Source organism: Paenibacillus phytorum, from assembly GCF_013141715.1.
Classification (GTDB): Bacteria; Bacillota; Bacilli; order Paenibacillales; family NBRC-103111; genus Paenibacillus_E; species Paenibacillus_E phytorum.
The window spans coordinates 1-13,743 of sequence record NZ_WHOA01000148.1 but is presented as its reverse complement, the minus strand read 5'-3'; the positions used below and the strand labels follow the sequence as shown (position 1 = coordinate 13,743).

12 protein-coding genes and 1 pseudogene are annotated in these 13,743 nt (G+C 44.9%); 11 read left to right on the top strand and 2 right to left on the bottom strand.

Annotation, left to right across the window (positions count from 1 at the left end; translation table 11 throughout):
- Positions 1-11: 11 nt before the first annotated feature.
- From GC098_RS22425 to GC098_RS22400, 6 genes are all read left to right on the top strand, one after another.
- Positions 12-791, top strand: coding sequence for a creatininase family protein (locus GC098_RS22425; protein WP_171645451.1), 780 nt, complete (start codon positions 12-14; stop codon positions 789-791).
- On the top strand, positions 778-2,286 hold the full coding sequence (gene argH, locus GC098_RS22420; RefSeq protein ID WP_171645450.1) for an argininosuccinate lyase: 1,509 nt from the start codon (positions 778-780) through the stop codon (positions 2,284-2,286). Before GC098_RS22425 ends, argH begins: the two co-directional genes overlap by 14 nt.
- Positions 2,286-3,272, top strand: a complete 987-nt coding sequence (locus tag GC098_RS22415; protein ID WP_171645449.1) for an N-acetylglucosamine kinase — start codon at positions 2,286-2,288, stop codon at positions 3,270-3,272. Before argH ends, GC098_RS22415 begins: the two co-directional genes overlap by 1 nt.
- A gap of 21 nt (positions 3,273-3,293) precedes the next feature.
- Entirely contained in the window at positions 3,294-4,037 is a 744-nt protein-coding gene (locus tag GC098_RS22410) for a PIG-L deacetylase family protein (RefSeq protein ID WP_171645448.1), read from the top strand.
- Positions 4,038-4,464: 427 nt separating this feature from the next.
- Complete coding sequence (locus GC098_RS22405) at positions 4,465-7,464, top strand: hypothetical protein (RefSeq protein ID WP_171645447.1); 3,000 nt, start codon at positions 4,465-4,467, stop codon at positions 7,462-7,464.
- A 551-nt stretch (positions 7,465-8,015) separates the two neighbouring features.
- The gene (locus GC098_RS22400) at positions 8,016-8,579 is read left to right on the top strand and encodes a dihydrofolate reductase family protein (protein ID WP_171645446.1); all 564 of its coding nucleotides are present in this window, start codon (positions 8,016-8,018) and stop codon (positions 8,577-8,579) included.
- A gap of 18 nt (positions 8,580-8,597) precedes the next feature.
- On the opposite strand, the gene GC098_RS40210 is transcribed toward GC098_RS22400, so the two are convergent.
- Together GC098_RS40210 and GC098_RS40205 are read right to left on the bottom strand one after the other, a co-directional pair.
- The gene (locus tag GC098_RS40210; RefSeq protein ID WP_312880290.1) at positions 8,598-9,161 is read right to left on the bottom strand and encodes a pirin family protein; all 564 of its coding nucleotides are present in this window, start codon (positions 9,159-9,161) and stop codon (positions 8,598-8,600) included.
- Positions 9,162-9,371, bottom strand: coding sequence for a hypothetical protein (locus tag GC098_RS40205; RefSeq protein ID WP_246358832.1), 210 nt, complete (start codon positions 9,369-9,371; stop codon positions 9,162-9,164).
- Between the two features lie 183 nt (positions 9,372-9,554).
- Here GC098_RS40205 and GC098_RS22390 point away from each other — a divergent pair, with 183 nt between their 5' ends.
- From GC098_RS22390 to GC098_RS22375, 5 genes and pseudogenes are all read left to right on the top strand, one after another.
- Entirely contained in the window at positions 9,555-9,983 is a 429-nt protein-coding gene (locus GC098_RS22390; protein WP_171645445.1) for an HIT family protein, read from the top strand.
- Positions 9,984-10,249: 266 nt separating this feature from the next.
- On the top strand, positions 10,250-10,777 hold the full coding sequence (locus tag GC098_RS22385) for a GNAT family N-acetyltransferase (RefSeq protein ID WP_171645444.1): 528 nt from the start codon (positions 10,250-10,252) through the stop codon (positions 10,775-10,777).
- Positions 10,778-10,806: 29 nt separating this feature from the next.
- Positions 10,807-11,259, top strand: coding sequence for a GNAT family N-acetyltransferase (locus tag GC098_RS22380; protein WP_171645443.1), 453 nt, complete (start codon positions 10,807-10,809; stop codon positions 11,257-11,259).
- Between the two features lie 92 nt (positions 11,260-11,351).
- Positions 11,352-11,438, top strand: a pseudogene (locus GC098_RS41675) (histidine phosphatase family protein); the annotation flags it as partial.
- A gap of 234 nt (positions 11,439-11,672) precedes the next feature.
- Positions 11,673-13,712, top strand: coding sequence for a Na+/H+ antiporter (locus GC098_RS22375; RefSeq protein ID WP_171645442.1), 2,040 nt, complete (start codon positions 11,673-11,675; stop codon positions 13,710-13,712).
- Positions 13,713-13,743 lie beyond the last annotated feature (31 nt).

The window sequence follows — 13,743 nt, the reverse complement described above, 5'->3', positions numbered from 1 at the left end:
GAATCAAGCCCATGGATATTAGGGAAGTACACGGTCGAGATCTACAGACTGTATTACAAGAAGACCGTTTTGCAGTGGTGCCGCTCGGATCAATCGAATATCACGGGCCGCACTCACCGCTCGGAACTGATGTCATTCTAGCGAATGGTTTCGCTGAACGTCTCCATCCTGATTTGAAACCGCTCATTTATCCCGTCATCCCTTATACGGCTTGTCCTGGAAAGACCCGTCATTATCCAGGAACAATCTCAGTGAGTCCGTCTGTCATCACGGATTATTTATATGAAATTGTTGATGGGATCTGTCAGTTGGGTATCCGAAATGTATTGTTGTTAAATGCGCATGATGGGAATATGGGTGTATCCAGAACAGTAGCAGAAGCCATTACAGCAACCTATAAGGACGCTAGTGTTCTACTAGTGAACTGGTGGCAAATGGTAACAACGCAAAGTGCCGAAGAAGCAGGAATTTTTACAGGAACAACTGGCAGGGGTCATGGAGGCCCGTATGAAATGTCGGTTGTCAAAGCATTTCGACCGGATTTGGTTCATGTTAGTGACAGTGACGTAGACCTAACAGCAAATCCTGCACTTTCAAATCTACCTTATGTGTTGGTGGAAGGCAGTCCAGAAGGATGGAATGGCTACACGGGGCATGTCGGGCAGACATCATTAGAAGCAGGGGAATGGATTATAGCGGAAGCAGTCACCAACTTACATCAATTACTTGAAAACTGGTTACAGAAACCAGTAATGAAAGACGGAGGGGAACAACTGGATGGGAAATCGTGAGTCTATTATGGAAAGTGAAGGTAAGGTTTTTCCTGGTAAAACCTATACAGAAGCTGTTCTAGAACCTGCTTATAATGAAGCCAAACAGCATTTATTGGATGCCATGATGGCCATTAATAAGGCTCATTTGATCATGTTGAAGGAGCAGCAATTGATTTCGCAAGATGAGGCAAGCCAGATTGCGACAGCCATTGTACATCTTGACTTGGATCATCTCCGCCACTCTAGTTATACGGGTGAATTTGAGGATTTATTCTTTCAGGTGGAAAGCCAGCTGCAGCAGCACGCAGGCGATGTTACGGGAAATTTGCATCTAGCGAAGAGCCGTAACGATATGGGTGTCACTATTTACCGGATGGTACTTAGGGAGAAGCTTCTGGTTACGATGCAATCCGGTTTACAGTTACGTAAGCAGCTTCTGCAATTCGCAGAGGAGCATATTCATACGTTGATGATCGGCTACACACATACGCAGCAGGCGCAGCCAACCACCATGGCTCACTACATCATGGCTGTTGTTGATTCGCTTACGAGAGACATCCGCCGGATGACGGCCGCTTACCATAATTGCAACCGAAGTAGTATGGGAGCTGCTGCGCTTACAACGTCGGGCTTTCCTATTGATCGGAACCGAGTGAAAGAGCTTCTAGCCTTCGACGAGCTTGTAGAGAATTCCTATGATGCGATTGGCGGAGCGGATTATTTGGGAGAGGTTGCTGCTTCCATTAAACTTGCAGCCATCAACCTGGGTCGAGTCGTTCAGGATTTATTGCTCTGGTGTACACAAGAGTTCGCCGCTATCAAAGTAGCTAGTCCTTATGTACAGATCAGTTCCATTATGCCGCAAAAGCGAAATCCTGTTTCTCTAGAACACATGCGCGCCCTTCTTTCTAGCTGCGTAGGTAATGCAGATTCCGTGCTTGCGATGATGCATAATACGCCTTTCGGCGATATTGTTGATACCGAAGACGATATGCAGCCTTACGCATGGAAATCTCTTGAACTCATGGACAAGATCTATCGACTTCTAACAGTCGTAGTGGGAACTATGGATGTAAATAAAGAGGTACTTCGTAAACGGACAGAAGGCAGCTTCGCTACCGTTACCGAACTGGCGGATACCTTGGTTAGAACGGACAAACTCTCCTTCCGAACCTCCCACCATATCGTAAGTTCAGTCGTAAAGAGAGCGATGTCGGAAGGGTTAGCAGCGAACGAAGTTACATGGGAACTCGTCAATGAAGCAGCTAAGGAGATCATCGGTCGTAATTTGATGATGGATATAGACACCTTGGCACTAGCCTTAGACCCTGAGAACTTTATTCAAATACGCTCCTTGCCAGGAGGACCAAGCCCCCAAGAGATGATGAGAATGGTTCAGATACGTTGTAAGGAACAACTAGCTCTGGATCAATGGTTAACGGAGTCGGATCATAAAAGCCGAACTGCTCTGCAGGTTTTGGATGAAGTCATGAGGGAGTGGGGGAACCCATAATGTCAGCAAAAAAGATTCCATTTCTTGCTGTGGACGGCGGAGGAACCAAAAGCCTGTGCTACTTCTTCGATGAGCATGGTCAGATTCGAGGACAAGGTAGATCAGGATCTTGTAATTATCAGGGGGTCGGTAAAGAAGCGGCCGTGAGGGAGCTTATCCATGCGATTCGAAATGCTTTGGAGGACGGTAAATTAGTAGGGAATGGGGAGGTTGGCGAAACTGAATTAGAAACGGATTGTGCCGCATTGGGGATCGCTGGTTTGGATACCGAATTTGACCGCAGGATCATCTTAGCGTTGGTCGAAGAGGCGCTGCAGCATTTACGTATACGTGCCAAACGTTTAATTATTGAAAATGACGGCTTCGCAGCGTTACTGGGGGCAACCAATGGTCAGCCAGGTATTCTTATGATTGCTGGAACGGGATCCATCGTTTATGGCGTTAATGATCAAGGCGTGGTTGCTAGAGCAGGTGGTTGGGGACACCGCGTTGGGGATGAGGGAAGCGGGTATTGGATCGGTAAACAAGCGATCATTCACATTTTGAAAACCATGGATGGACGGGTGGCTCCTAACAAATTGGCTGATCATATTCTTCCTTATTTGGATCTGAAAGATCCCGAGGATTTGTTTAATTGGACATACAATTCGAGCTATTCTGTGGAGAAAGTAGCTGAATTGTCCAGTCTCGTCTCACAAGCTCATACGCAGGGCGATCAAGTGGCTAAGTCCATAATGATTCAGGCTGCCGAACAATTATTTACATGTGCTAAGGCCGTCATTGAGCGAATAAATTTATATAGACAACCTTTTCAAATCATTTTGCAAGGCGGCGTTCTACAAAACAATGCGTTTGTGCGGGAATATGTAACGAACCAATTCAACACCTTTGCGCCATCCGGACAAATCGAAAACAAGAATAAGGAGCCTATATACGGTATGATGGCTCTGGCTCTAGATCACTATCAGAAATTTCATGATGGATGATTAGTCCAATGGAGGGATCCTATGAAAAAAAGGCTGTTGTTCGTTTTTGCCCATCCTGATGATGAGTCATTCGCTTGTGCCGGCACCATGGCCAAATATAGGGAAGCCGGTCACGACGTCAATTTGATCTGCGCAACCTCTGGTTGTGGGGGAAAGTCAGGTGAGTATTTGGTAACCTGCAAGCAGGAACTCGCCACACTCCGGGAGCAGGAATTGTCACAGGCTTGCGACGTCATAGGCGTAACTAACTTGTACTTGCTTCATTACGCGGATGGTAGTTTGATTAACCAGGATATCAACGAAATTGCCGCAAAAATTGAATCCCATATTGTGCAGCTGCAGCCGCACGTCATCGTTACGTTTCCTCCAAACGGAGTGACTGGACATCGAGATCATATAGCCATATCACGGGCTACAGAACAAGCGGTTCTTCAATCCGAGGAGAAATTGATGTCTTCTCATTATTGCACTTTGTTTTTCGCATCGATTCCTCATTATTATGATTATTGCGCAGATTCAGCACCAATCGGTGCAGTCCCCATAACTGGAAAAGTGAACATAGTGAATCAGCGTGAAACAAAAGGGCGTGCGCTTCATGCACATCGAAGTCAAATCTATTCGGTAAACCGAGCCTATCCAGGTGTGATGCAAGGAGACTATGGAGTTATCGGACAATATGAGTACTACACGAAGGTGCGGGCAGACGGACTGTTTGAAGACATTCAGGAAAGCACGGAAGGAATTCCAGAGATAGAGCTTTGTTAACTAGTGATCAGATGATACTAAAGTGGAGTGAGGTTGGCTTATTCGAAAGTTTGAGGAATTTATCGCTTGGATCAACCCCCTCTATGAAAATGAAGAGGGTTTTTTTTGTATAATTTTTGACCCAACGGTAAAGTATATCTTGAAATTTTATACACTTTTTCTTGAAATTGTCCACACTTTCTAGAAATGTTGACATATTTTAAACGCACGCATGGGCTTAAAATGAGAGTAGATAATCCAGGATATTAGGTATTGACATTCGCTGACTATCACAGAAACAAGTCGAATGTTAAAGACGGAAGGGGGGTGAACTTGACGAGAAATGTAAACTAGGCCCAATTGGGTAGGAAAGGAGTTCGTAAACGCAATTCGGAATCGACAGCTTCACGATTGACCGCAGCCAAACTTTGTGTGAGGAGTGGTAATTATGAAAGCAATTACGTTTCGCCCCATGTGGATTCGCCTCGTTTGTATGGTGTTTAGTTGTTTGCTTATCATCAGCTGTTTACAGAACCTCGATGCTCGCGCATCTGGCATCACGATATCTATCCCCAACTCTTCTTTCGAGGATGCCGGAACCGGCATCCCGCATTGGACCACACACCCCACGTACGGCCAAAATACAGCAACCGTCTCCAGTGAGAAAGCTTACACTGGCTTAAACAGTATGAAAATGGTGGACACCAGTACCTCGGGTTCACTTGCTCGGATTAGCGAAAAGGTTAGTATTACGCAGAATGAAGAGTATACCGCTTCTACTTTTGCTTATATTGAGCAAGGATCGATTGATGTTTGGCTGATCTTCTATAATGGCACTACGGAAACGATTGTTGCGCCCACTGGCGTTACACCTGCGCTCAATCAATGGACGAAGAGATCGATTACAGCAAAAGCTCCAGCTGGTACAACTCAAGTAGCTGTCATGGTATACAGCTCATTAGCGTCTGTTACAACAGCCTATGTTGACGATGTTTCAATCGGTCAAACCGTTAAAAATGCAGGCTTCGAAGACTCGTTAAGCGGTACTTGGACAGTGTCCTCTGGTGCAGCTGTTTCGACGGTGCAGAAGACAGGGGGAACCTACAGTCTTAAACTGGACGATTCCAGCCCAACCACTGCTAGCACTGCGGAAAGCTCGAATGTAACGGTTTATTCTGGCACAAGAGTCGGAGCTACGGCCAAAATCTACGCGTCCAGCGGCTCCGGACTGAGCATCCACCTTCTTTTCAAGAATTCCGCTGGAACGGTAATTAAAGATTTTGCAAACGATTTCACCGGCACTGCGTCACAATGGTCTCCGGTTTCTGTATCCGCTACCGCCCCTACAGGCACAGCATCCGTATCCGTATATCTAACGACGGGGACGACAACTTCGATGGTCGCTTACGTTGATGATGTGACGCTGGATCGCCCGATTGAATACAATCTCGGCACTCAAATTATGAACAATCCTCTTGACGTCGCTGTATTCGGCAAAGATGCAAGCGGTAACACGGATCTGATGTATGTCGGCTCCAGCGGGTTTCCGTCCAAGTTGGTGGTATACGATGCCCGAACGGGTGAGCTGTTGGATGATCGAGATCTCATGGTTGATCCGAATAACACTAAGATAGAAGCAGTCTGGGGAATGACGGTGGCTACGGATAAGTCCGTCTATTTGGGAACGGCTAACAAGAAAACGATGTTTCGGTATCTCCCCGGCACAGTTAGCACGGTCAATGGGATAAAAGTAATTACAGGCAGCTCGTTACTGCCAATCACCCTACCAACCGGAATGGACGTTATTTGGGATGTAACGGCGGGAAGCAACGGAAAAGTCTACGGCGGAACTTCCACCGGCGGCAAAGCATACCAGTACGATCCGACCGGAGGGACTGTCGTCTTAAACAGTGGCCTACCCATCGTCAGTGGCCTTGATTTCGTGAGGTCGATCGCTTATGCGAGCGATACTGAGGTTTATATGGGTATGGGACCGACCTCGAATGCGACAATCATTCGCTTTAATCCGACGAATGGCACTCAAACCACCATTTCCCCGCCAAATTATGGCAGCAAGTTTGTGAATGGACTCAATTATATTTCGAACGGATCGACGTCGAGGGTGTTCGCCCAGCTATCGGCGGGTCCAACGCTGGTATTGGATAGCACAACGGGTGCGATTGCCTCTTCCTTAAGCGATATCGACTCACGTGGCGTATCGATGAAACACCCTTCGGATGACAAAGTGTTCTACACGAAAGGGAATACTCTTTACAGCTACGATATTTCATCAGCAGCAGAATTAAATCTGGGCGATGTAGGAGGAAGCGCAGCTGGGTATACTTTTTTGACCGATGCAGGCAACACTTATCTGTATGCTGCGCTTAAATCAGGAAAAATTTTGAAATATAAACTTGCAGCAACACCTACAATTGATACGCAGACATCGTTCGTAATCCCAGAATCTGTGACCAAAATCCGGTCACTGGTCAAGGGGCCAGCCGACAATATTTACACAAGCGGCTATTTGCTTGGTGGGATGGGCATCTATAATCCGGACACATCCGAAGAAAAGCGCTATAAAGGCGCAGGCCAAGCTGAAAACATGACAACAATGGGCAACAATCTGTATCTAGGCATATATCCTGGCGCGTGGATCAAAAAATACGATACAACGTCGACGTGGAATGATACTACGAATCCTTCGCTCCTGTTCCAGGATATCGACGACGCCCCTTACAAACAGGATCGTCCGTTTGGCATGTTGGCAGAACCCTCAATGAATCGGCTTTATGTCGGTTCAGTAGCGAGTTCCGGGAATAATAAAGGCTCCTTCACCGTCTACGACTTGTCTACTTCCCAACAAGTCACGACCATTAACGATATTGTCTACCATCAAAGTGTTATTTCACTTGCATACAAGAACAATAAAATTTTTGGCGGCACATCCGTTTACGGGGGAATCAGCAGCACGGTTGATGCGACGGAAGGAAAAGTGTTCGTTTGGAATACAACGGGCGCCAACTCGACACCTGTTCCTCAATTTGTCCCTGCCCCAGGAAGAAAAGTCATCTCTGATCTCATCGTGGGTCCGGATGGGAAAATATGGGGACTTGCGGAAGGGAACTCGTCAGGCAATTCGTCCCACGACACGACCGTAGATTTGTTTATTATCGATCCGAATAATCCAGATGCTGCTCATACGACAGTATATCCCGACAAATTCAGCTCAATACCCGTGTCTTGGCAAGGAGGCAAGATGGTTGTCGGCAACGACGGTAACGTCTATGTGAGCATCGGTGCGAAATTGTACGCAATTGACGCCACTTCTGCCAACAAAGACGCAGTTTCTTTAATCGGGGCAGGTGTGACGCTGCTGACAACGGATAAGTACGGAGACCTTTATTACGTGAAGCACGAAATTAATCTCTACAAGTACGATAAATAAAGGACTCTCCCGTTCTGGATCATTCGGGGCTGTCCCAAATGCCATATTTGGAAAAATCAACTCCCACTTTATGAATTTCGCAGTCTGTCTGCTACTTCCATTGGATTAATCCAGTGGAAGTAGAGATTTGGCGGTCTAAAAGTCAATTCCATTGGATTTATTCCAATAGAAGAAAGAATTTCGAAGCCTAAAAGTCGATTCCATTGGAAAAATCCAATGGAAGTTTGTATTTCGTTCTGAATACCGATGCGAATGTCCCAGAAAGTAAGTAGGCCCAATGGGGCTGTCCGCAAGTAGATTCATTATCTACTTTTGAGACAGCCCCTTTTTTTCATCCGCGACTATATCCCATGAAAGATGTGGGAAAAATGAAAATATCGCTTATAATGAAGCAACAACGAATGCAGCCCCAATGCCTTGTTCAAGGGAAATGGAGATTTTTGGTATCATGTTTAAACCAGGAGCATTTATGCCGCATTTACTTGCTACTACGACCAGGCGCATTTGAGCAGATCGCTTTGGATTAAGCAAATATAGAAAGGATGATTTTTATGAGAAAAGTTGTCATGTTTAACAGTGTTTCAATTGATGGTTATTATGCTGGACCGAACGGAGAAATTGACTGGTTTATACATGATCCCGAAGTCAATAAAGCCGCCCATGAGATGATGAATCCTGACACGGTACTATTTGGCAGGGTGACCTATCAGATGTTTGAAAGTTATTGGCATGTTGCGAAGAATCCAAATGCTCCCGAAGGTGCTCGGAGTATGGCCAACGAATTAAATCAGATGACAAAAGTGGTGTTTTCAAAAACCCAAAAGGAAGTAACCTGGGAGAATTCCAAGTTGTTTAATGGTAATCTTGCAGATGAAGTAAGAAAATTGAAAGAGGACCAAGGTTCTGATATTACTATTTTCGGGAGCGGTACGATTGTGCAGCAGCTTGCCAATGAAGGATTGATTGACGAGTATTTGCTCGTGGTAACTCCGGTTATTGTTGGAGCTGGAAAATCGCTTTTTAAAGATGTCAAAGAAATTAAACTTGAACTGTTAGAAACAAGGGATTTTAGGTCTGGAATCGTTCTGCTTCACTATAGAATTGATAAAAAATGAATCCATTGCTCATCCACCTTATCTGGCTTTTTTGTACAAAGGATAATCGACTGATGATGGAATTTCAATTAGGAAAATTCGAAGCTTCTCTCCTTCAGCGCGGATGTTGATGTCTTGCTCTTGTTCACATTGAACGATCGCAAAGTCTTTATTCTTGAATAAGACGGGATCTTGTCCCGAAGACCAGAATGAACCGCCGGCACCTCTAATCGACAATCCAGCAAGCGTCCGGTTCGGCAATAGTCGATGGACGTACGACGCCCCTGGCTGAATCTCGACGTCAAACATCCGCGCATCTGCTACCAGTTGGAGGATGGGGGAGCCTTCTCCCAATATCGTCTTTATGTTCACCCCGTCCTGGTGTGTCTGAGGGAACTGCCCGTGCTTGAACAGAGAATAGGTTGGCGCTCGTCTTACAGCTTCATTCAAGTAAGGCTCAAGCCAGATTTGAAAACTTTCGAAGCCCGCCTCGACGCTTTCGGCATGATGAATACCCGAGCCCGCTTGCATGAGTTGAATATCACCTGGTCCAAGGATGCTATCGGAACCGATCGTGTCTTTGTGAAAGCCTTGACCATTAATTCAATAAGAAAGGATCTCAAATCCTTGGTGAGGATGAAACCCGATGCCTCCTTCGGACTCAGCTTGTCCCCAAGCCCAGTAGAAAAGAGGACCAAGCCTAACCGTAACAGCCCCTTGCCCCGAGAAACCTAGAGGTTTTTGTGCCTTTATTTTGCCACCATCGAATTCTTCTTTACCTTGATGTTCAGGCCCCAAAATCTGGATGTTCATTTTAATAGCTCCTTTTCTGATAGTGTATTTACACTAATATTATTTATCCTAAAAATATTTATTATAATTTTATTTAAATTATAATTATAGAATATAAAACTGTCAACGTGTAAAGAAGCAGGAGAGTTAAAATTATCAACGAATGTAGTTGTTAGATATGTCGGGGCATAGAGGGGGAACGAAATGCAAGAGAATCAGTGTTTAGGTTGTCAACTTGCTAATAAAGAAATTGAAACGCACACGGTTTATGAGAATGATTTTGTTACTTGCATTCTTGATATTGCACCATTAAATGAAGGGCATATGCTAATACTTCCTAAAAAACATTACCATGATGTTGATGATCTGGACGAAATCACCGCCAATGAGATTATTAAGACATCTGCAATGTTAGCAAGGGTCTTAAAGGCACATTTTCAGCCCGATGGAATAACGATTATTCAGAATGGTGGTAAATTCAATGATTTAAAGCATTATCACATGCATGTCTTTCCACGGTATGATTCTGATGGTTTTGCATGGGTGGAACCTGTTGATACCATAAATGCTAAGGGGCGTTTATTTGAAACCCGAGAGAAGTTGATAAATTTAACTGAGTTGTTATTACGCTAACGAAATTCAACTCGACACTCATCAATCGGTGGCCTATTCTCACCTAACGGGGAGTTTAACACGGAGGCAGTTCTCATAGAGTCTTCATTTTGGGTTAACGCGAAGGGTTACCCCTCTTAATTAATTGTATAAATGTGGTAAAATAGATTTTATAGCAGTTAGCTGGAATGCGAGCTCAATTATTTTTGAGGTGAATTCTATGAAGCAAATTATAGCTCAATAAACGTCGAGAGAAGGCTACCGAAATCAGAAAGGGATTACAAATTATGATTAAAATAATTCAAATGGGTCATGCCGATTCGCATAAAATTCGGGAAATTGACCGTTCTGAAACTATAGACCTGATTTACAAGATGAATAATGGATCACTTGAAGAAGTAAAGGCGGGGCATGAATGCCCAAATTGGAACGAAGAGAATTATCGTGCGATAATTTCTAGATATGAGTATGAAATAAATAACGGCGGGACAGCTTATGGAGCTTTTGACGCAGATAAATTAGTCGGATTTGGAGTATTGGCTCACAAGTTTAGAGGAAGAGAAAATAATCAACTTCAGATAGACCTCATGTATGTTACTCGTCAGTATCGAAGACAAGGAATTGGCAGCCAAATTTTACATGCACTAAGTAAAGTTGCTATTGCAGAAGGGGCGAAGTATTTATACATTTCTTCAACAGAAACAGAATCTGCGGTAAAATTTTATTCAAGTTGCGGTTCCACAACTACAACAGAAATAGATAAAGAACTGTTTGAAAAAGAACCTGATGACATCCATATGATAAGGACGTTATAGTATTTTTTGTTCAACAAAGGAGGGTTAAAATGGAAATACGTAAGTTAGATACGTACGAGTCGCCTCCAATGGAGCTGTTATTGTTAGCTGACCCTTCTGAACAGATTGTTAAAGAATATCTCAAACGCGGGCAGTGCTACATAGCAGAGATGAATAACACTATTTTAGCAGTTTATGTATTATTGCCTACAAGACCTGAGACAGTTGAGTTGGTGAATATTGCTGTCAACGAGACCCACCAAGGTAAAGGGATAGGAAAGAAGATCGTACAGCATGCAATTAATAATGCTAAGTTTCAGGGTTATAAAACAATTGAGATTGGCACTGGGAACTCAGGAATGGGACAACTCGCTCTATATCAAAAATGTGGTTTTAGAATTGTTGGGATTGATAGGGACTTCTTTGTAAAACATTACTCTGATGAAATTTTTGAAAACGGTATACAATGCAGGGATATGATACGTTTATCTCAAGACTTATAATTCGTTTGTCTCAATTGAACAAGTAATCGGACACCTTATTGAACTAACGTGAAGTAGAGCAGATGACATAAATAATGATCAAGGTTAAAATTGTGCAAATATTATTAATTCGTCATGGTGAATCTGAAGAAGACACGGTAAACATACAAGAGCCCTTAACGAGTAAAGGCGTAGAGCAAGGTATCTTTGCGTGTATCTGAAGAGAAACTCAGTCATGCTGACCACAAACAAATAAGCGAATATACAAAAAAACGGCAGTCGGTCTAATGATCGGTTGTCGTTTTTGCATGGATGGGGAAGGATTCTTTTGGGAAATATTGAATTATTACAAAAGTACGTCGTATTCTGATGGTAAATATGTCCATAGTGATTTTTAGAAATCTATTGAACTATTCGGAGAAGGAGATAACCGCTTGAACGTTTTTATTATTATTCTCATCCTATTGGTTCTGATTGGCGTCTCGAATGTCGTGAACCGCTTCGTTCCGTTCATTCCCGTCCCCCTTATCCAGATTGCATTAGGCGCCATACTGGTTATCGTGCCTCTTGGCATTCACTTGCACCTGGAACCGGAATTGTTCTTCCTTTTGTTTATTGCCCCGTTGTTGTATAACGATGGAAAGCATACGCCGCGAGATGAGCTTTGGAAATTGCGCGCTCCGATTCTTCTTCTGTCGGTGGGTCTAGTTTTCATTACGGTGTGCGTCGTCGGATATGTCGTTCACTGGTTGATTCCTTCTATCCCTCTTGCAGCTGCTTTCGGGTTAGCCGCTATCCTGTCTCCAACAGATGCCGTAGCAGTCAGCTCTTTAGCCGGGCGGATTCATTTGCCTAAAAGCTTGAAGCGGCTGTTAGAAGGGGAAGCCTTGATGAACGATGCATCGGGTCTCGTTGCCTTCAAGTTCGCCATAGCCGCGGCGGTCACCGGTGTTTTTTCTCTACCGAAGGCAAGTCTAAGCTTTCTCGTCATCTCCATTGGGGGCTTAGTGATCGGGGCTCTGGTCGCTTTTCTTATTATCGGCATTCGTCAGCTGCTGCGCCGCGCAGGACTTGAGGATGAGACGATGCACATGCTGCTGCAAATTTTGACACCTTTTCTACTCTATTTGATTGCCGAGGAACTTGGAGTATCGGGTATTTTGGCGGCTGTAGCGGGAGGTCTGGTGCATGCGATCGAGAACGAACGTATGGCGTTTACGATGCCGACTCTCCAAAATGTATCTAATGCAACATGGTCTGTCATTTTGTTTGTTTTAAATGGATTGGTCTTTGTCCTACTGGGTTTGCAAATCCCGGGCGTATCCCGGACGATTCTAAGCGACCCGAATTTCGATAATTTCAAAGTCATTGGTTATGCCATTCTCATTTTTGTTCTGTTGTTATTGCTGCGTTTTGTGTGGACGCTTCTGTTCGCAAGAGGAGGGCGCTGGTTTGGGAATCAGAATCAAGAGGTGCCTAGCTTGCGTATGCTGACGTTAACAGCTATTTCCGGTGTGCGTGGAGCGGTGACGTTGGCTGGTGCGTTCTCCATTCCGCTTGTCCTTCAAAATGGCGCTCCCTTTCCTCAGAGAGATCTCATTATTTTTCTTGCGGCGACCGTCATTCTATTCTCGCTGTTGACGGCGAGTATCGTTCTGCCGCTGCTTGCAAAGAAAAAAAGCACAGCGGGTGATGCCGAGAAGGAACGGATGGAGCGCGAGTGGCAAATCGAGGTCATGGCTGCCGCTGTGCGGGCCCTCCAGAAGACCAGCACCGAGAAGAACGAGGTCGCTGTAGACACTGTGATTGGCGATTATAAACTCATGATGCAGCAGCTTGGACAAAAGGATGGAAAATGGAAACGACACCCGCGTTTTCAGCAGGAAGAAGCAGGAATGCGCCTGCTGGCGCTGGATATAGAGCGCAAATATGTGAACGAACGTTTGGAGAACGGGCAAGTTAGCCGTGATCAGGCAAATTATTATTTGAAAATGCTGGAGCAAGTAGAGCTCATTCTAGCCAATAAGCTGGATCTAGGTAAAGTCATCGTCAAGAACATCTGGCGACGCTTGAAAATGCTGATGACGTCTATCTCCCAGCCTCATCTGGTGACAAGCTACATCGAACCTGATATCACTGCGATTCGCACGTTGAAAATGCAATGCAGCCAAGCCGTCGTCGATGAATTCTCCAAACGCTGCGCCCTCCAAAGCGATGATGCAACCGAAGGTGTGCTGGACTATTACCAGCAAATGCTGGATAGGTTGCGCAGATTCACCTTCGGCTCGCGGCGCAAGGATGCGTCGTTCAACGATTGCCGACGCGAGCTCCACTGGATCGCCATACAGGCGGAGCGCGATGCGGTACAAGTGTTTTTCGAGCGGGGAGACATCACACGTGACATGGCATCCTTGCTGCGGCGAATCATTCGCAACAGGGAAGCATCGCTGTATGAGCTTGAGGAGATTGTTTGATCATGAACGGTAAGAGAATGCCTGAGCATTC

Excerpts from the sequence above, each read along its gene's own strand:
- GC098_RS22425 (WP_171645451.1), top strand. The coding sequence starts at position 12 with ATGGATATTAGGGAAGTACACGGTCGAGATCTACAGACTGTATTACAA.
- GC098_RS22380 (WP_171645443.1), top strand. The coding sequence starts at position 10,807 with ATGGAAATACGTAAGTTAGATACGTACGAGTCGCCTCCAATGGAGCTG.
- GC098_RS40205 (WP_246358832.1), bottom strand. The coding sequence starts at position 9,371 with ATGAACATCCAGATTTTGGGGCCTGAACATCAAGGTAAAGAAGAATTC.
- argH (WP_171645450.1), top strand. The coding sequence starts at position 778 with ATGGGAAATCGTGAGTCTATTATGGAAAGTGAAGGTAAGGTTTTTCCT.
- GC098_RS22400 (WP_171645446.1), top strand. The coding sequence starts at position 8,016 with ATGAGAAAAGTTGTCATGTTTAACAGTGTTTCAATTGATGGTTATTAT.
- GC098_RS22405 (WP_171645447.1), top strand. The coding sequence starts at position 4,465 with ATGAAAGCAATTACGTTTCGCCCCATGTGGATTCGCCTCGTTTGTATG.
- GC098_RS22385 (WP_171645444.1), top strand. The coding sequence starts at position 10,250 with ATGATTAAAATAATTCAAATGGGTCATGCCGATTCGCATAAAATTCGG.
- GC098_RS22415 (WP_171645449.1), top strand. The coding sequence starts at position 2,286 with ATGTCAGCAAAAAAGATTCCATTTCTTGCTGTGGACGGCGGAGGAACC.
- GC098_RS22390 (WP_171645445.1), top strand. The coding sequence starts at position 9,555 with ATGCAAGAGAATCAGTGTTTAGGTTGTCAACTTGCTAATAAAGAAATT.
- GC098_RS22410 (WP_171645448.1), top strand. The coding sequence starts at position 3,294 with ATGAAAAAAAGGCTGTTGTTCGTTTTTGCCCATCCTGATGATGAGTCA.